The 17,881-nt window shown below is 42.7% G+C and carries 18 protein-coding genes; 5 read left to right on the forward strand and 13 right to left on the reverse strand.

From position 1 onward, the window contains the following. Positions 1-374 precede the first annotated feature (374 nt). Positions 375-542, forward strand: coding sequence for a cyclic-phosphate processing receiver domain-containing protein (locus BTO30_RS17905; RefSeq protein WP_342743376.1), 168 nt, complete (start codon positions 375-377; stop codon positions 540-542). Positions 543-576: 34 nt separating this feature from the next. Continuing rightward, the gene (locus BTO30_RS17910) at positions 577-669 is read left to right on the forward strand and encodes a hypothetical protein (protein WP_342743375.1); all 93 of its coding nucleotides are present in this window, start codon (positions 577-579) and stop codon (positions 667-669) included. A gap of 942 nt (positions 670-1,611) precedes the next feature. Here the strand turns inward: BTO30_RS17910 and BTO30_RS03220 are convergent. From BTO30_RS03220 to BTO30_RS03250, 7 genes are all read right to left on the reverse strand, one after another. After that, positions 1,612-1,854 (reverse strand): hypothetical protein, encoded by a 243-nt coding sequence (locus BTO30_RS03220; RefSeq protein ID WP_075397282.1) that lies wholly within the window; start codon positions 1,852-1,854, stop codon positions 1,612-1,614. Positions 1,855-2,347: 493 nt separating this feature from the next. Continuing rightward, positions 2,348-3,721 (reverse strand): 23S rRNA (uracil(1939)-C(5))-methyltransferase RlmD, encoded by a 1,374-nt coding sequence (gene rlmD, locus BTO30_RS03225; RefSeq protein WP_075397283.1) that lies wholly within the window; start codon positions 3,719-3,721, stop codon positions 2,348-2,350. A gap of 67 nt (positions 3,722-3,788) precedes the next feature. Continuing rightward, complete coding sequence (pdaA, locus tag BTO30_RS03230; protein ID WP_075397367.1) at positions 3,789-4,520, reverse strand: delta-lactam-biosynthetic de-N-acetylase; 732 nt, start codon at positions 4,518-4,520, stop codon at positions 3,789-3,791. 167 nt (positions 4,521-4,687) lie between these two features. Continuing rightward, positions 4,688-6,229 carry a fumarate hydratase gene (locus BTO30_RS03235; RefSeq protein ID WP_075397284.1) on the reverse strand — a complete coding sequence of 514 codons (1,542 nt, stop codon included), beginning with the start codon at positions 6,227-6,229 and terminating at the stop codon, positions 4,688-4,690. A 167-nt stretch (positions 6,230-6,396) separates the two neighbouring features. Further along, positions 6,397-6,576, reverse strand: a complete 180-nt coding sequence (locus BTO30_RS03240) for an SE1561 family protein (protein ID WP_075397285.1) — start codon at positions 6,574-6,576, stop codon at positions 6,397-6,399. Between the two features lie 18 nt (positions 6,577-6,594). Beyond that, positions 6,595-7,656, reverse strand: a complete 1,062-nt coding sequence (cax, locus tag BTO30_RS03245; protein WP_075397286.1) for a calcium/proton exchanger — start codon at positions 7,654-7,656, stop codon at positions 6,595-6,597. A gap of 81 nt (positions 7,657-7,737) precedes the next feature. After that, entirely contained in the window at positions 7,738-8,118 is a 381-nt protein-coding gene (locus BTO30_RS03250; protein ID WP_075397287.1) for an OsmC family protein, read from the reverse strand. Positions 8,119-8,349: 231 nt separating this feature from the next. Between BTO30_RS03250 and BTO30_RS03255 the strand changes: the two genes are divergently transcribed. Continuing rightward, complete coding sequence (locus BTO30_RS03255; RefSeq protein ID WP_075397288.1) at positions 8,350-10,257, forward strand: heavy metal translocating P-type ATPase; 1,908 nt, start codon at positions 8,350-8,352, stop codon at positions 10,255-10,257. Positions 10,258-10,291: 34 nt separating this feature from the next. Here BTO30_RS03255 and BTO30_RS03260 read toward each other — a convergent pair whose 3' ends face one another. Beyond that, positions 10,292-11,137: a YihY/virulence factor BrkB family protein gene (locus BTO30_RS03260; RefSeq protein WP_083632271.1), complete on the reverse strand. Its 846-nt coding sequence runs from the start codon at positions 11,135-11,137 to the stop codon at positions 10,292-10,294. 18 nt (positions 11,138-11,155) lie between these two features. Beyond that, a complete protein-coding gene (locus BTO30_RS03265; protein ID WP_075397289.1) occupies positions 11,156-11,506 on the reverse strand; it encodes a hypothetical protein in 351 nt (116 codons plus the stop codon). A 196-nt stretch (positions 11,507-11,702) separates the two neighbouring features. Between BTO30_RS03265 and BTO30_RS03270 the strand changes: the two genes are divergently transcribed. Together BTO30_RS03270 and BTO30_RS03275 are read left to right on the forward strand one after the other, a co-directional pair. Then, entirely contained in the window at positions 11,703-13,052 is a 1,350-nt protein-coding gene (locus BTO30_RS03270) for an alanine/glycine:cation symporter family protein (RefSeq protein WP_075397290.1), read from the forward strand. Between the two features lie 96 nt (positions 13,053-13,148). Further along, positions 13,149-13,370 carry a DUF1128 domain-containing protein gene (locus BTO30_RS03275; protein WP_075397291.1) on the forward strand — a complete coding sequence of 74 codons (222 nt, stop codon included), beginning with the start codon at positions 13,149-13,151 and terminating at the stop codon, positions 13,368-13,370. Positions 13,371-13,522: 152 nt separating this feature from the next. On the opposite strand, the gene BTO30_RS03280 is transcribed toward BTO30_RS03275, so the two are convergent. From BTO30_RS03280 to motA, 4 genes are all read right to left on the reverse strand, one after another. After that, positions 13,523-15,283, reverse strand: a complete 1,761-nt coding sequence (locus BTO30_RS03280; protein ID WP_075397292.1) for a methyl-accepting chemotaxis protein — start codon at positions 15,281-15,283, stop codon at positions 13,523-13,525. Between the two features lie 122 nt (positions 15,284-15,405). Continuing rightward, positions 15,406-15,930 (reverse strand): type 1 glutamine amidotransferase domain-containing protein, encoded by a 525-nt coding sequence (locus BTO30_RS03285; protein ID WP_075397293.1) that lies wholly within the window; start codon positions 15,928-15,930, stop codon positions 15,406-15,408. A gap of 96 nt (positions 15,931-16,026) precedes the next feature. Beyond that, a complete protein-coding gene (motB, locus tag BTO30_RS03290; protein WP_075397294.1) occupies positions 16,027-16,785 on the reverse strand; it encodes a flagellar motor protein MotB in 759 nt (252 codons plus the stop codon). Beyond that, positions 16,772-17,575, reverse strand: coding sequence for a flagellar motor stator protein MotA (gene motA, locus BTO30_RS03295; RefSeq protein ID WP_075397295.1), 804 nt, complete (start codon positions 17,573-17,575; stop codon positions 16,772-16,774). Before motA ends, motB begins: the two co-directional genes overlap by 14 nt. Between the last annotated feature and the right edge of the window lie 306 nt (positions 17,576-17,881).

The raw sequence follows: 17,881 nt of genomic DNA on the forward strand, positions 1-17,881 counted from the left end.
GGTTAATCAACACGCGTGATATAATTTATGTAAAAAATAATTTACCAAAATTACAAACTGTTACAATATATATGTTTAAAATATAGCTTTTTGCTTAGTATAAAACGTTTTGATGGTTAGGTAATCAGTCATTAATCTTAATGGAATTTTTTTGAAAAAATATGATATACTATAATCGAGTTATAGATGCGCTAACATCTATAACTCGGTTGCTGAATGCTTCTTTTGAGGGTGTCTCGGCTCCATTCATTTAGTACAACCAAAAATGTAGACCGTTATCCTAATGGGCGTAGGACGGTCTACCTTTCTTATTCTTTTATTTATGAAACAATTATTTCTTTTATTTTCACATTGATATGAAAAAGTATTCTTGAATAAGGAGAACTCATAATGAAACAAGAAAAAATAACCTTTATGTTGATGATTTAAGAGATTGTCCAACGGGCTTTAAAATAGCAAGAAATGTTGGGGATGCATTATACTACTTTAATAAGTATCACATCCACATCTTATCCCTTGACTACGATTTAGGGGGGAAATAAAAACGGTGAGTTACTCCCGACTGGCTACAATTTAGTGAAATACATTTGTAAAAACGGATTGAGAACAGACAAAATCTATCTTCATACAGATAATCCTGTAGGTCGTAACAAGATGTTTACATATTAAAAGGGGGCCAATGAAGAGGTTTTATAGATAGTGATATCGGAATTTATCACTATTCAATTACCTAAAACAAGTATTCTGTTTAATGATTGATGTTCTTTTTCAAAAGTTTTTCTTCACATTTCCCGAATAAAAGGATTAAAAATTCATGGATGGTTCCCCCTTACTTTTAACCCTTTATTCAATACATAATTACAAGAACAAGCTAAACGTTATGTATCGTTTCTAAAAGCTTTATTGCTTCACTCATTGCTTCGTTTGCGATTTTTATAGATTCCTTACAATTATTAACGCTTTAATGCAAGAACTTTCACCTTTATAGAACCAGGAATAGCATAAACTCCATCTTCAAAATCGTCATCATCAAATTCCTTAATATCATTCACTGTTTTATTTACACATCCTCTCTTCTTGTTAAAACAATTTCACCATATTTAAAAGGTATAGGAATCCGATTGCGGTTTTTCCTTACCCCTTTTCCCTAAGAAAAAAGAGAAACAGGAATTTATCCCATTTCTCTTTTTTTCTTCCTACTATGTGCAGTTAAAAAATAAACTTTCCTTTTCTCACGCATTTTGCTCATTTTCACTTCAAAAACTTACGCTTTTTCGGGCTTTTTCCACTCTTTTTTTCACGTTTTTTATCGAGTTAAAAAAGAGTTTTTCTCTCACGCTTTTTTCACAATTGTTGATATGTCAGCCTTAGCAGGCTTTTTTCTCACAATTTTTTTGGACAAACTTTATTCCAACTGTTAATCAGATGTGGAAAAAGTTTATTTTGATTTGTAGGGTTTTTATTTGTTAGTTACAAGTTTCTGTGTCTCCAAGGTTTCCCTCAGTACCTGGACCAACACCTGGTCTCGTCCCCTAAGAATATGCTGAATATAATCTTGTTGGATTTGCAACTGCTTTGAAAGCTCTTTATTAAACTCTTCTTGCTGTTCCTCTAAGATTCTTTTTGCTTTGGTCGTGTTAAAAATTCAATTGTTACAAATGGAAGGAGTCCTTCTTCATATTTATAAACATAGATATCTAATATTTCTTCTCCATTTTCTTCAAATTTCAGCTTTGACTCATCTACCATCTCATCAATTAGTTTTTCACTGCATGTAATTGAGGATTTTCTTGTTCCTACCCATTCCCAAAAATCAGTATATTGTTTTTTGATTAAGTCTATTTTATTGTCCATTTGTCTCCTCCCTCTCTGTTTTGTACTAATCAACCTTTATTAAATTATTATTACCAGCTTCCGCAAGCAACTTTTGTTTCCCTTCTCTATCCCTAACTCCCCATCGCAATACAACTCTTTAGAAATTTCCCCATTTCTTTAATAAAATACGCTTTTTTCTCTTTTTCTCCCTACTATGTTCAGATAAAAAATAAACTTCCGATTTTCCCCTGCTCAAACCCGCATTCCTTCGTTCGCAGTTAGAATAAAGTTTTCCGAAACCACCCGCTTTTCACCCTTTCCCCCCCTTATTTTACACGTTTACCCATTCTTATTCCCCGCTTTTTTTCACGCTTTTTCTCGAATTTGAATAAAGTTTTCCGAAGCCACAAAAATCCAAAAGGCAAACCCCGTAAGGGGTTGCCCTGATTTTCTCACGCTTTTTACGAAATCTTTTTTCTCACTCAAAGGCGAAATCGGAAATGTTTATTATGGTTTAGGTCGAGATTATTGGTTAGTTACACTTCAAATATAGCTTGACCACGCACTCCACATGTGCTGTCTGCGGGAACATATCAACCGGCTGAATGTGTTCAATTTTATACACACTGGCGAGTTCGGCAAGATCTTTTGCAAGTGTGGACGGGTTGCATGAAACGTAAATCAACGTTTTCGGCTTCACTTCTTTAATCGTTTGAATGAGTTTGCGGTCAAGACCGGTACGCGGCGGGTCTGTTACTAATACGTCCGGCACCCAGCCCTGCTGTTTCCATTTTGGCAGCCATTTTTCAGCAGGACCTGTTTCATATGCTGCTTTGACACCGTACTTTTTCGCATTGGCACGTGCATCGGCAATCGATTCAGCCACGGTATCCATCCCGCGCACTTCTGAAGCCTCACTTCCGATCCAAAGCCCGATGGTGCCTGATCCGCAATACGCATCGGCCACTTTATCTCCCGGCTGCACGTTTGCTGCTCTTTTTACCTCATCATACAGCTTGACGGTCTGCACAGGGTTAAGCTGAAAAAATGCACGGGCAGATAAATCATATTCAAAATCACCTAACTTCTCGGCAATCGACTCATTCCCGGCGATCCGCTTTGTTTCATCACCGAAAACAAGATGTGTTTTTCCAGGATTAATATTATGAACGACGGATTTCACAGCCGGTTTACGCTTCATCAATTCATCCGCAAACAACGACGCTTTCGGAAAATCATTGGAGCCCGTCACAACAACTGCCTGCACTTCACCTGTTTCGAAGCCTGCACGAACAACGATCGTTTTTACGCCGCTTTTCTTCTTGGCACTGTAGACAGGAATCGCCAAATCCTTCAACAGCTGTCTCACCACTTCAATTATCTCGTTAATGACCGGGCGCTGCACGATACATTCCTCGATATTGACAAGACGGTTTGAATTTGGAACGTACAGGCCTGCAATGATTTTTCCATCACGGATGCCCGTTTGAAACTGCGCTTTATTTCGGTAATTCCACGGATTGTCCATGCCGATTGTTTCTTTTATATCCAGGTTAGCCGTATTAAAAGACGTGTACCGTTCCAGCGCCTGAACAAGAATGGCACGCTTTTCGTCCAGCTGCGCGCTGTAATCAAGATGCTGAAGCTGGCAGCCGCCGCACTGCTCATAGATGGGACACGGTGCTGAAACGCGGTGCGGGGATTTTTTACGGATTTTTTTGACGCGTGCTTCAGTGAATTTCGGCTGTACTTTCACTGCTTCTGCTGTTATTTCTTCACCGGGCAAAGCTCCAGGTACAAAAACGGCTTTTCGTTTAAAATAGCCCACTCCTTCCCCGTTAATGCCGAGCCGTTTTATCGTGAGCGGAAACGTCTGCCCCGCCTTCATCTCAATGTCATTTTTCATGTGTGTTCACCTCTTTCATAACTGTATCACAGTAGAACCTCAATCAAAAGAACAGGAAAAAAGCCGGTTATTGTTTACCGGCAAGTTGATCAAGCGATTGGAATTTATATCCTTGTTTTTTTAAGTCACGAATCACATCAGGAAGTGCTTCCGCATTATCTTTTGACACGCTGTGCAGCATGATGACCGCACCCGGATGAATTTGCTTCATAATTTCATCATAAGCATACTTTTTCCCTTTCGGCTGATCCGCATACCAGTCCACATAGGCAACCGACCACATGACATGTGTATAGCCTGCTTTTTGGGCTGTTTTCAATACATTTTCAGAAAAAATACCCCGCGGCGGCCGGACATATTTTGTCTTTTTTTGTGACGTCAGACGCGCTACTTCTTTTTCGACAAGCTTCATCTCTTCAATGACGGTACTATTGGGCACCGACGTTAAATCATAATGATGCCACGAGTGATTGCCGATGATATGTCCTTCTTTCACCATCAGCTTAATTAAATCCGAGGCACTTTCAATGTAATGACCTGTCACAAAGAAAGCAGCGGGTACTTTTTCTTTTTTTAGCGTGTCCAATATCGTCTTCGTATGACCGTTTTCATATCCGTTATCGAACGTGAGATAGATGACTTTTTCATCCGGGCTTGCTTTGTAAAACGAATCGTATTTCGCGAGCATGTCATCTAATTTTTTTCCAGCCTCTGCCTGCCTGCCGTCACTTCCTTTTTGAAATCCCCAATGAATGGCTTCCGAAGATACAACAATAACCGGAAGCATAAACAGAAACATAAAAAAGAAAATAATTTGCCGCACGACTTCACCGCCTTTTTTTCAATATCATGCACTGAATAAAGACGGCCAATGCGTGGAAAGTTATCACAAAAGGACAGTTTATTCACAGTCTGCTTATGTCCGCAAATCAGAAAAAGCCCCGGCACGCAGCCGGAGCTTTAATATTAAGCAAAGACAGGTTCTTTAAATTTCGCCAATTTCTCAAGTGATGATTTATCGACTTCTTGATGAAGGCTGTTTCCATGTGAATCCATTGTCACAACTGCTGTGAATCCTTCCACGCGAAGATGCCACATCGCTTCCGGAATACCGAAATTCATGAAGTCTACACCTTCAACACCTTTAATGCAGTCCGCATAATATTGCGCCGCACCGCCGATTGCGTTCAAATAAACGCCGCCGTGTTCTTCAAGTGCTTTTAACGTTTTCGGTCCCATTCCGCCTTTGCCGATGACCGCGCGGATGCCGAATCGTTTCATAATGTCACCCTGATAAGGTTCTTCGCGAATCGATGTTGTCGGACCGGCTGCCTTGACATGCCATTGTCCTTCCTCATCTTTCAGCATAACCGGACCGCAATGATAAATCACCTGGCCGTTCAAATCCACTGGAGAATCGTTCGTGCTTAAATATTTATGAATTGCATCGCGGCCTGTGTACATCATACCGTTAATTTTCACGACATCTCCGACTTTAAGGTCACGGACCTGCTCTTCCGTAATTGGAGCCTGTAATGTAACAACACGGCTTTCCGATTTCACTTCCTGCTCTTCTTTTTGCCCTGCATCAAATGAAACGTCATCGCCATCCTGGTAATACCATTCGCTGATTTCACCAGTTTCCGCATTGATCGAAACACCTAAGCGGCGGTATGCCCAGCAGTTATACGCAACAGATACGAAGAAGCTTGCCGGCAGACGGTTCATGACGCCAATTTTACAGCCGAGAAGCGTCGTTTCACCGCCAAAGCCCATTGTCCCGATGCCAAGTTCATTAGCATGTTCCATTACGTACTCTTCAAGTTTGCGCAAATCTTCATTTTCATTCACGTCATCTACGCGGCGGAACAGCTGTGCTTTAGCAAGGTCATAGCCGGATGAGCGGTCACCGCCGATGCCGACGCCGATAAAGCCCGCTGAGCATCCCTGTCCCTGGGCCTGATAGACAGAATGCATAATGCACTTACGGATACCGTCTAAATCACGGCCTGCTTTTCCGATTCCTTCAAGTTCACATGGAAGGCTGTATTGGATATTTTTATTTTCACAGCCGCCGCCTTTCAAAATAAGGCGGGCGTCAATATAATCTTCTTCCCACTGTTCAAACTTAATCACCGGCGTGCCCGGGCCAAGGTTGTTGCCGCTGTTGGAGCCGTCGAGAGAATCAACCGAATTCGGACGCAGTTTTCCATCCTTTGTCGCCTGTTCAATCGCTGCATAAATCGCTTTTTGAATCTGAATTTGATTCGCACCAACAGGTGTTTTAATTTTAAACGTCGGCATACCTGTATCCTGACAGATCGGTGAAATATTATCGTCCGCCATCTTAATGTTTGTTGTAATCGTATCGAGACTCATTGCTGCCCGTGTACCGGCATTCTCCCGTTCCTTTGCCGCTTTTACTGCACGGCGCACATCTTTTGGAAGGTTTGTCGATGTTTCGACAACTAACTCGTACATGCTTTGTTGAAACTTTTCGAGATTCACTTTAGCTCCCCCTCAGGAATATATATGTATTTAAAATGATTCCAATATTTTTATTATACGCCTGTACTTTCCCGTTTTAAAGAGGAAATTCGCAAACGGTTTCACTATCGTTTTAGAAATCCCAAAAAAACCCATCATGAGCAAGCTTGCTCTTAATGGGTTCCACGTTATCCGCGATGGCGGAATTGTTCACATTTCATTTCGATGTCATCAATCATTTCGATCAAACGGTCGATGTCTTCCACATCCGTTTCTTCCGGATCAATCGAATCCAGAACTTCCATAAAAATGTTTAATCGCTCTTTTAAATAAACAACCTGTGTTTCTTTGTCATTAATCGGCTTCAATTGTCATCTTCCCTTCTGCTACAGCAAGTAAAAACCGATTCCCATGATGAAGTATGCAGCAAGAAGTGTCAACCCTTCAAACCAGTTTGTTTCCCCGTCATTTGAAATGCTGACAGCAAGAAAAACAGCCGTAATCATTGAAACGAGCTCCGGGATGGTAAAAACAAGCGGCATCGGTGCCGGAAACAAAAGTGAAATTAACACAAGGACAGGAGCGACAAACATCGCGACTTGCAGCGTTGATCCAACCGCAATTTCCACGGCCACGTCCATTTTATTTTTCATCGCCATTAAAATAGCAGATGCATGCTCAGCTGCATTCCCGACGATTGCGACAATAATGACACCAATGAACAGTTCGGACCAGCCAAACTGTTCACCGACTGCTGTAAATGTATGAACAAGACCTTCAGCGACATACGCGACAGCTGCCGTAGCCGCAAGCAAAATACCAATCGCTTTTTTCTTGCCCCATTCCGGCACTTCTTCTTCATGGGAGGCGTTTTCGCTCCCTTCAAGTGCGGCGTATACACCGCGGTGCGTCACCAATTTAAAAAACAAGCCGGCAAGATATATAGCGATCATGACAATCGAAATGCCAATGCTTAAATTCAATGTTTCCGTTTCATTTATTGACATTGAAAAAATTTCCGGAATCACAAACGCGACAACGACCGCAAAAATAAGTAAAGCAGAATTGTGGCGGGCATCATGAATACTGAACGTCTGACGCTTAAATTTCAAGCCGCCCATAAAAAAAGATAAGCCGGCTACGAGAAGAAGGTTGCCCAGGACAGAGCCGGTCAACGACGCGAGTACGACACCAATCAATCCCGCTTTTAATGCAAAAATCGAAATGATCAGCTCAACCGCATTTCCAAAAGTTGCATTAAGGAGCCCTCCAATACGCGGGCCGGCGACAATGGCCAGGCTTTCCGTCGCGCGTCCCATGTAACTCGACAGTGCGATAACCGTTACGCTGCAAATAATGAACATCGCGACACTCGGCCAATGAAATACCGTGCCGGCGACAGTGAGCGGAACGCCTGCCGCAATCATGATGGCAAACATTTTCCCCATAATCCCACTCTCCATGATTCAAAATAAATAGTGTATCCATCTATTAGTACCCACTATTTACTTTTTTAACACGAAGAAAAATTATTTTAATTCAAACGTTTCTTCCACTTCAATGGCGGGAGTAACCGACTGCACCATGGCGCAATTTTTTCGTGCCAGTTCAAGCGCTTTTTTTACTTTTTCTTCTTTCAATCCTTTTCCTTTAATAATGAAATGAACTGAAATTTTTTCCACGCGATTTGCCGCGTCAGGGTTACGCGTCACATTCGTCTGGATTGTAATATCTTCAATATCCATGCGCTGTTTCTCAAAAATTTTGCGTAAAACGCCGCCGCTGCATACTGCGACAGATGAGACAAGCAGCTGATATGGACGGAAACCGTATTGGTCATCTCCTGAAATATCCAATTTTCCAAAAGGGAATTCAGCGGTAAAACCGCCTTCTTTCATTTTAAATTCCATTTATAACACCTCTTTTTTCGTTTAAATTCTATTGTATCGAATCATACCAAATGCGCCAAGAAAAATTGCTTGCATCTATCATTGAATATGTTATGATAGTTCTAAATTATAATAATTATAAAATAAAAATTAATTTATTCTAATTGAAAAACCTTATCATTAAAAGGAATTAATGATATATGCGTTTTCTGAAGTTGATCTTCATTCTCAATTAGAAAAGGAGGTTTTTACATGACAACTTATAGTGAGAAAGCATCCATTCAAACAAATCTTCTGGATAAAGTAAAACCCCATGCGGAGTTAATAGCGGCTTTATTAAGCGGTGTTCTGATTCTCACCGGCTGGCTGCTGGATCAGAATAGTGCCGAAACAATGTCTGTCGCAGCTTATTTATCCGCTTTTGTCATCGGCGGGTTTGCGAAGGCGAAAGAGGGTATTGAGGAAACCATTAAAAATAAAGAATTAAACGTGGAAATGCTGATGATATTGGCAGCTGCCGGTTCTGCCGCCATTGGCTACTGGACAGAAGGCGCGATTTTAATTTTCATTTTTGCGGTGAGCGGTGCACTTGAAACGTATACGATGAATAAAAGCCAGCGGGAAATTTCCGCGTTGATGGATATTCAGCCAGACACGGCGCTGCTCGTCCGGGATGGCAGTGAAGAAAAAGTACATGTTTCCGAATTGACCCGCAGCGACATTATTGTGGTGAAACCGGGGGAACGTGTACCGGCAGATGGCTTAATTACGAAAGGACAAACAACGATTGATGAAGCAGCGATTACCGGCGAATCCATTCCTGTCTCAAAAGAATCCGGTGCCGAGGTATTTGCAGGTACCGTAAACATGACCGGTTCTGTCTACATTGAAGTGACCAAAAAATCGGATGAAACGCTGTTTCAAAAGATTATTGATCTCGTGCAGTCGGCACAAAGCGAAAAATCACCATCCCAGCAGTTCATTGAAAAATTTGAAGGCACGTATGTAAAAGCGGTGCTGATCGTCGTCGCTGTCATGATGTTTCTGCCCCACTTCGCTCTCGGCTGGAGCTGGACAGAAACATTTTACCGGGCTATGGTTCTTCTTGTGGTTGCATCACCGTGTGCACTCGTTGCTTCGATCATGCCAGCCAGCTTGTCTGCTATTTCAAATGGCGCCCGGAGCGGAATTTTATTTAAGGGCGGCGCCCACCTTGAAAATTTAAGTCATGTAAAAGCGATCGCATTTGATAAAACCGGCACGTTAACACGCGGAAAACCGGAAGTAACGGATATTGTGATTCGAGAAGGGCTAAATCAGGACTCTCTTTTAACAGCGGCGGCTTCGATCGAAAGCCGTTCCAACCATCCGCTTGCCCATGCGGTTGTTCGGTACGTACAACAGGCACAGATTCCATTTTCTCCTCCTGACCATCTGGAAGATATCGCCGGCTGGGGTGTAAAAGGAATCATTAATAAAAAAGAATGGAAAATAGGAAAAGCCGATTTTGTCGGAAAAGAAGCAGCAGCCGATTTTGCCAATGGAGCTGCACAACAATTTTCAGAAGAAGGAAAAACGACCATTTTTGTCGCAGACAATGATGGAATTGCTGCTGTTATTGCCCTGAAAGATATCATTCGGGATGAAACGAAGCAGGCGCTGAAAACGCTGCAGGAAGAAGGCATTTTTACGATTATGCTGACCGGCGACAGTGAAAAAACAGCGAAAGCCATCGCCTCCGAGACAGCACTTGGCTCTTACATTGCGGAATGCTTGCCCGAGCATAAAGTGGATCATGTAAAAGCACTGCTTGATAAATACGGCACGGTTGCCATGGTGGGGGATGGAATCAATGATGCACCTGCGCTGGCAACAGCCTCTGTCGGCATTGCAATGGGTGAAGGCTCTGATGTGGCATTGGAAACAGCGGATATTGTCTTAATGAAAAATGACTTGCCGAAAATTGCGGAAGCGATCAAGCTGTCACGTAAAATGCAGCGTATTGTCAAACAAAATATTATTTTCTCCATTTTGGTTATCGTTTTATTGATTATCTCAAACTTTTTCCAGGTTCTCGATTTGCCATTTGGCGTCCTTGGCCATGAGGGCAGTACCATTCTCGTTATTTTAAATGGATTGCGCCTTTTAAAAAGAGTATAACAAAACCCGCTCGAATAGATTCGAGCGGGTTTTGTTAGGCCATGCCCCTTTTTTGGTCATTGCGGAGTGCATTAATTTCACCGCCGACAAGAATGATGATGGCGGATAAATAAAGCCAGATCATTAAGACGATCACCCCTCCGATGCTTCCATATGTCGCAGAGTAATTCCCAAAATTGTTGACATAAAATGAAAAGCCAAGCGATACAATAATCCAACCAAGTGAAGCAAAAATGGCGCCCGGAAGAACCGTCACATATTTCACTTTTAAATTTGGCGCCAAATAGTAAAGGCCCACAAAAACGAGGAATAATACAACCGGCGGCAGCAGAAACCGGACCCATGTCCATACGATCACAAACTGCTCGCCCATTCCCAAAAATTCAAACGCAAATTCACCAATCTGCCGGCCAAATACTTGCAAAATCAGCATCACGGCAATCATGAAAATGAACGCAAATGTCAGCAAAATGGACAATCCGCGCGCATGGTAAAAAGGACGTGTCTCTTTTACATCGTAGGCGTAGTTCAGACCTTTCATAACGGCATTCATGGCATTTGAAGCGGACCAGATTGTCCCGAGAAAGCCGACAGAAAGCAGTCCTCCGTTTTGATTGGACGTTACTTCCTGTAAAATATCCTGCACCATGCTTAACGTATCCGCCGGCGCAAAATCTTTAATGACAATAAACACTTGATCCGGGTCGATCGGCAAGTAACCGAGGAGCGTGACCATAAAGATCATAAGCGGAAACAGCGCGAGCAAAAAGAAGTACGCCATTTGCGCTCCTACACCTGGCACATCAGACGCTTTCACCCGCCGGATTAAATGTTTAGAGAAAATACGAAGCTCTGTTTTTTTATCTGTAAGTTCAGCCAAAGGTGCTTCCCTCCGATATTATGACGGCGACTTGGCGCTGTCTGCAGAAGCCGCCGGATTTTGTCCTTTCGGTACGAACGTTGTTTTTGTCTCATCGACAAGATCTTTCACTTGAGGCGTCAAATCTTTCAAATGATCTACCTTATCCTTTATGAAAGAGACGTCCTCATTAATTTGACGCGCTGTTGCTGTCGCGCGGTCAATTAACTCCCTTGAGGAGGCTGTCAGCTGTTCCGGATCTTTTGCAAGCGCAAGTAAATACCGCGCCCATGAAGACATTTCAGAACGGGTGCTTTTGTCAAGAAGAGCAAGTGCTCCTCCTGCCGCAGCGCCCGCAATCATGCTGACAAAAAATTTTGATTTTCCCATTGAATGTTCATCCTTTCTTTATCTCTATACAACATATATTCGGCTGAAACAGCCTATTTTCCTTTTCAATGTTGATGCTTTTCCCCTTTTGTAAAAAAATGAAACACAATGGAGCCTTCATTAAATTTTAATGAAATAATGTCTGGATTTTTCCGAATGGTCTCTTATAATTAGAAAATAATAAGGAGGGGATTTTATGGATCAAGAAAGACTTTTAGAAATACTGGGCAAAATCAGCTCCTTTATATGGGGGCCGCCGCTTCTAGTTCTTATTGTTGGTACTGGCATTTATCTTACATTGCGGATCGGTTTTCTTCAGGTGCGGCTTCTTCCATATTCGTTAAAGCTTGCCTTCAGTAAAAACCAGGACAAAACATCAGAAGGTGATATTTCCCACTTTCAGGCATTAATGACCGCGCTCGCGGCCACAGTCGGAACCGGAAATATCGTCGGTGTGGCCACAGCGGTTTTAATGGGAGGACCCGGCGCCTTGTTTTGGATGTGGATCAGTGCCTTTTTCGGAATGGCAACAAAATATGCAGAAGCGGTCCTTGCTGTAAAATACCGCGTTCAAGACGAAGACGGTGAAATGTCCGGCGGGCCGATGTATTACCTGGAACGAGGACTTAACCAGAAATGGCTGGGCGTCTTGTTTGCATTATTCGGCGCCATTGCCGCATTTGGCATAGGGAACCTTGTACAGGCAAACTCTGTGGCAGGTGTGGTGAACTCCACGTTCAACGTCCCGACATGGATTACGGGTTTGGTTCTGACCATTTTTACCGCTCTCGTTCTGCTTGGCGGTATTAAAAGCATCGGGCGTGTGACAGCCTTCTTCGTTCCGATCATGGCTTTATTTTATGTTACCGCCGGCTTAATTGTTTTATTCATCAATGCGGCGGAAGTTCCTGCAGCTATTGCTCTTATTTTTACCGATGCCTTTACAGGAGAAGCGGTGGCCGGGGGCGCGCTCGGTGCTGTGATTCGGTATGGTGTTGCACGCGGTGTATTCTCAAATGAAGCCGGTCTCGGTTCTGCTCCAATTGCGGCAGCTGCAGCCAAAACGGACATGCCGGCCCGTCAGGCACTGGTATCAATGACACAAGTATTTATAGACACGATCATTATCTGTTCCATTACAGGACTGACGATCGTTCTTGCCGGCCAATATAATACCGGCCTTACCGGGAGCGAACTGACGACAGCGTCATTCAGCGCATTCCTCGGTTCCTCAGGTTCATATGTTGTGGCGATTGGTCTATTATTCTTTGCTTCTTCCACAATTATCGGCTGGTCTTATTACGGAGAAAAATGCTTCTCGTACCTGTTCAGCAAAAAAATCGTGAAATATTACCGGATTGTGTTTGTTCTTGCCGTGTTTGTCGGTGCTGTGACAAGCCTTGAGCTCGTCTGGACGTTTTCCGACATTATGAACGGTTTAATGGCCCTTCCAAACTTAATCGGTCTTCTCGGCCTTTCCGGCGTCGTTATTGCCGAAACGCGCCATATATTGAAAAAGATTCAAGAAGAAAAGCGCACAGCATAAGCTCTCAGCCGCCGGATCATTCCGGCGGCTTTTTATTATATTGACAACACTTTTAAAAAATGGAATGATGAGAAAAAATGAAAAGGTGGCTTAACAGTGGATTTAAGTGTAAAATCAGCCGAAAACATTCAATACATGATCGACCAAATTACAACGAAACTGCGCATGGTCAATACAGGTGCCATCAGCTCTGAACACTTCAGCAATTCCTCTTATGAAGACTTGAAGGAAATTTATGAGCTCGTTGCCCGTAAAAACTCATTCAGTCCAAATGAAATGCAGGCGATTGCCGAAGAACTTGGTAATTTACGCAAGTAAAAAGAATGGCTTGGTGGTCCTTATTTTGCTGATAGCTGGATTCACTGTAAATCCGGCTAAAAGAGGAAGAAAATCGCCACAAAATCAGAAAATCCGTCTATAGAAATGAAGCAGGGGATGTCTCAATGATTTTTTGAGACATCCCCTTTCCTTTATTCCAATTTTTCTTTTCTTTCTTCTTCCCGCTCTTCGTTATCTATTTCTTTACTGCTTTCAGCCGCATGTTGATTCGTTTCAAAATGGAATTTTTCAATGTGATGGGCCAGCTCATTTGAATGACCGTCAAGGCGCGCGGCAATGTCCGAAATGATTTCCATTGACCGGTTTGTTTCCTGCGCACTGGCCGCTGCCTCTTCCACCCCTGCAGCCGCTTCTTCCGATACAGCCGCTATATTTGAAATGGACTGGTTCACTTTCATCGTATGATCCATTATGACATAAAGTGAATCCGAAATAGAGGAGATATTCGTACTGACTTGTGTAATCCGCTGCTTCATTTCACTAAATTTGGCACCGGTACCCGTTATTTGGCGGCTTCCTTCAGCGACCAGTTCGTATCCTTCTTCGAGCGTCGTGACGGCTTCGGTTGATTCTTGCTGAACATTGGCGATGATTTCGTTGATTCCTGTGATCGACTTTGCAACCTGCTCGGCCAGCTTCCGTACTTCATCTGCAACGATCGCAAAGCCGCGCCCATGTTCACCTGCACGTGCGGCTTCAATGGCTGCATTTAATGCAAGTAAATTTGTTTGTTCAGCCACTTGCCGAATAATGCTGACAAGCTCGGTAATATCTTTCATGCGGTCGTCGAGCCCTTTTACTTTATCCAGTGCTTCGGTCATATTGTTGTAAATCGTATTCATCTGCTCCACAGACTGCTTCATTTCAGACTCACCTTCGTCTGTTAACGAAACCATTTCCTCTGCACCTTGACGAACCTCCTCCCCGCTCATTGCCGCAACGGAGATATCTTCGACAAATTTCCCAAACATTTCAGTCAATAATGAAGCAGAACTTGCCTGTTCTTCTGCACCAGCTGACATTTCCTGCATCGATGCGGCAATTTGCGCACTTTCATTTTGAACGCGTTCTGAATGCTGATGCAGTGTAGCACTTTCATCTTCTACTTTTACCGCCACATTTTTCACATCCAAAAGCATGGCACGAACATGATTGTTCATATCGTTCATCGCCATGACAAGCTGACCAATTTCATCCTTTGACTTCACGTTAAGCGGCACTTCCTGAATGTAGCCGTGCGCCATTTCTTTCATTCGATTGGAAACATCGACAATCGGCCGTGTGATTGCACGAGCTGAACCAAGCGCGAGCAAAAGACCCCCCGCAAAGGACACAAGACCTAAAATAAGCCCAATTGACATCGCACGCTGGCCAAATGAGATGACACTGGCACCTTCTGCTGCAATTTCACTTTCCCGTTCTTCTGCAAGCTCCGTAAAGGACTGCAGTAACTCTTTTGATTTCGGCTCTGCAGTGTTCCGAAGATGTCCCATCGCTTCCTCTTTCTGTCCCGCCTTAACTAAAGGAAATACATCATTGACAATTTGGGATTCCCAGTCATTTCGATCAGCGATAATCAGCGCTGTTTGTTCACTTGTATTTACCGATAAAATCCGTTCCTCAATCGCATTGCTCTCTTCAACGAGACGATTAAAATCCGTTACATATTGATCGTCCTCATATAAAATATACGCCCGTGCAAGTGAAATTTGCTCGGCTGTATAGATGGCCAATTTTTCATCATTAATTAACCGCGGCAGCGTTTCCGAGACCATTTCTTCTGTATTGTTATTCAGCATATTGACTGACACAAAGTTCACCGCTGACATCATTAAGGCCAAAATAATTAAGAGGCCAAAATTAATTAGAAGCTTTGCCCGCAAACTTTTCATAGCTGTCACTCCTTCTTTATTAAATAAGTATAATTTAATGGTTCATAAAACCTATTATACCGTTTTAACTATAAAAAAGGGGGATGATTTTTCCGCAAAAAAAGCCCGCACTAGGCGGACTTTTATGCTGAATTCGAGAGCAATTTAAGTGACTCACGGTTAAACGCCGGAATGTCATCCGGCTCACGGCTCGTGATTAGCTGATTCTGGCATACCACTACTTCTTGGTCATGTACATTTGCCCCGGCATATTCCATATCTGTTTGAATGGATTTATAGCCTGTTGCATCACGGCCTTCGAGTGCTTTGGCAGTTATCAGCAACTGCGGACCGTGGCAAATCGCAAACACCGGCTTTTTGGCATCCATAAATTCTTTTGTGAACTTGACAAAACGGTCATCTCCGCGAAGCAGATCCGGAGAAAACCCGCCCGGCAAAAGAAGTGCATCAAATTGTGAAACATTCACATCATCAATACTTTTATCAATGTTTACTTTCGCATTCCCTTGTTTCCCGGTAACGGTTTTGCCCGCCTCTTTTTCAATCGTTATGAGTTCATGTCCTGCTTCTTCATACGCTTTCGCAGGCTCCATGTATTCGACATCTTCAAACATATCTGTAATCAAGACAGCAATTTTTTTGCTCAATGTTATTTTCCCCTTTCAACGTTACCTTTTTGTTTACAGTGTAAGGTTTACCCATCATCGCTTTCTTTAAACAAAAAAAATGACGGGAATGTCCCGTCATTGTGTAGAAGAGCTTGTCGATTGGCCTGTTTCTCCCTGTGGCAAAACCAAAATTTCAACGCGCCTGTTTTGTGTTCGTCCGGCTGCGGTATCATTAGTGGCAATCGGCTGATATTCACCATAGCCTTTCGCGCTAAAAAGGCGCGGGTCCAGTTGATTATTTTTTAATATCTCTTTCATAAAATTAACCGCACGCATGGCACTTAATTCCCAGTTTGAACTAAATTGTGCATTTTTGATCGGCACATTATCCGTATGACCGCTTATAATAATACTTCTCGGAATATCCATGACAAGCAATTCGGAAATTTCCCGCGCATTTTCAATTTGTTCCGGCTGAATTTCTGCCGAACCTGAATTATACAGGACGTTATCCCGAATTCGAAGCAGAAGGCCTTCTCCATTTAACGCTGTTTCCACTTTGTCCTGCAGATTGTTTTCATTAATATAAGTATTCATCTTTTTTTGCATTTCTTCCAGTTCTTCCCGGTCGGCCGCTTTAAGGCCATCTTGCTTGTCTGTTTCAGTCATGGTGTTTTCTTCAACAGGACTTGGAAACTCTAAAACACCCGTTCCCCCCGAGAGTTCATTATTAAAAGCGGAAGCGATTGCCTGGAATTTTTGTGCATCGATCGAACTCATGGCAAATAGCACGATAAAAAGCGCCAAAAGCAAAGTTAACAAGTCCGAATATGGAATAAGCCACGATTCGTCCATGTGTTCATCATGTTTTTTATGCTTTTTAGCCTTCCCCATCGCTCCGGCCTCCTCCAGATGATTCGATTAGCTTTTTCTTTTCATCCGACGGCAAGTAAGAAGCCAGCTTTTGTTCCAGCACACGGGGTGCTTCTCCTTCAAGAATCGACAAAATGCCTTCAATCATCATCTCTTTCACTTTTGCTTCCATCGTCGATTTTCGCTTTAATTTGTTGGCAAACGGATGCCATAGCACATATCCTGTAAAAATCCCGAGTAATGTCGCAACGAATGCAGCAGAAATCGCCTTACCGAGTACCGCTGTGTCACTCATATTGTTGAGAGCAGCAATCAATCCGATAACAGCTCCAAGTACTCCGAGTGTAGGGGCATATGTTCCAGCCTGAGTAAAAATGGCAGCGCCGGCAAGATGACGGTCTTCCATTGCGGCGACTTCCTCACTTAACACGTCACGAATGTAATCCGCGCTCTGTCCATCCACTGCCAGGCTTAATCCATTTTTTAAAAATTCATCATCAATTTCATTCGTCTTCGATTCAAGAGCAAGCAATCCTTCCTTACGGGCAAGTTCTGCCCAGGCCGTAAATAAACTGATCACTTCCTGAGGCGTCATTAACTTTTGTTCTTTAAATAAAATGCCAAACAGTTTCGGAAGCTTTTTTAATTCCGAGCCCGGAAATGCAATTGTAACGGCGGCGGCTGTTCCTAAAATAATGATTAAAAAAGCGGCTGGGTTCAAAAGAACCGTAAGACCTACTCCTTTCATTACCATTCCGACTCCAACAGCAATAATGCCTAAAATAACACCTATAAGTGATGCTTTATCCATACTTTATCTCCACCCTGTTCCTATCAGACTTTTTTCACTTCCCTATATTTAAGAAATATTTTACACGTTCTTCTTGAGAAAGAGAATGGGAAACAAAATAAATTCATATTTTTATCTTCTATTAATAATTTTAATAAAATCATATTTTTTGATTTACACTCATCTGTTAAAATAACAAAGACTAACAAAAAATGGGGTCTTTTCACCTATAATCACCTTGCCGGAATTTTACGACTACAACATTGTCGCAGCATCTATATTCATTGCGGTTGTCGGTTCTTATGTAACATTAACAATGAATGAGCG

This window comes from Domibacillus antri (assembly GCF_001936625.1).
Taxonomy (GTDB): domain Bacteria; phylum Bacillota; class Bacilli; order Bacillales; family Domibacillaceae; genus Domibacillus; species Domibacillus antri.

Coding starts and splice junctions, on each gene's coding strand:
- BTO30_RS03255 (WP_075397288.1), top strand. CDS start 8,350: ATGACAACTTATAGTGAGAAAGCATCCATTCAAACAAATCTTCTGGAT.
- BTO30_RS03270 (WP_075397290.1), top strand. CDS start 11,703: ATGGATCAAGAAAGACTTTTAGAAATACTGGGCAAAATCAGCTCCTTT.
- BTO30_RS03250 (WP_075397287.1), bottom strand. CDS start 8,118: ATGGAATTTAAAATGAAAGAAGGCGGTTTTACCGCTGAATTCCCTTTT.
- cax (WP_075397286.1), bottom strand. CDS start 7,656: ATGGGGAAAATGTTTGCCATCATGATTGCGGCAGGCGTTCCGCTCACT.
- BTO30_RS03265 (WP_075397289.1), bottom strand. CDS start 11,506: ATGGGAAAATCAAAATTTTTTGTCAGCATGATTGCGGGCGCTGCGGCA.
- motB (WP_075397294.1), bottom strand. CDS start 16,785: ATGGGGAAGGCTAAAAAGCATAAAAAACATGATGAACACATGGACGAA.
- motA (WP_075397295.1), bottom strand. CDS start 17,575: ATGGATAAAGCATCACTTATAGGTGTTATTTTAGGCATTATTGCTGTT.
- pdaA (WP_075397367.1), bottom strand. CDS start 4,520: ATGTTTCTGTTTATGCTTCCGGTTATTGTTGTATCTTCGGAAGCCATT.
- BTO30_RS03280 (WP_075397292.1), bottom strand. CDS start 15,283: ATGAAAAGTTTGCGGGCAAAGCTTCTAATTAATTTTGGCCTCTTAATT.
- BTO30_RS03220 (WP_075397282.1), bottom strand. CDS start 1,854: ATGGACAATAAAATAGACTTAATCAAAAAACAATATACTGATTTTTGG.
- rlmD (WP_075397283.1), bottom strand. CDS start 3,721: ATGAAAAATGACATTGAGATGAAGGCGGGGCAGACGTTTCCGCTCACG.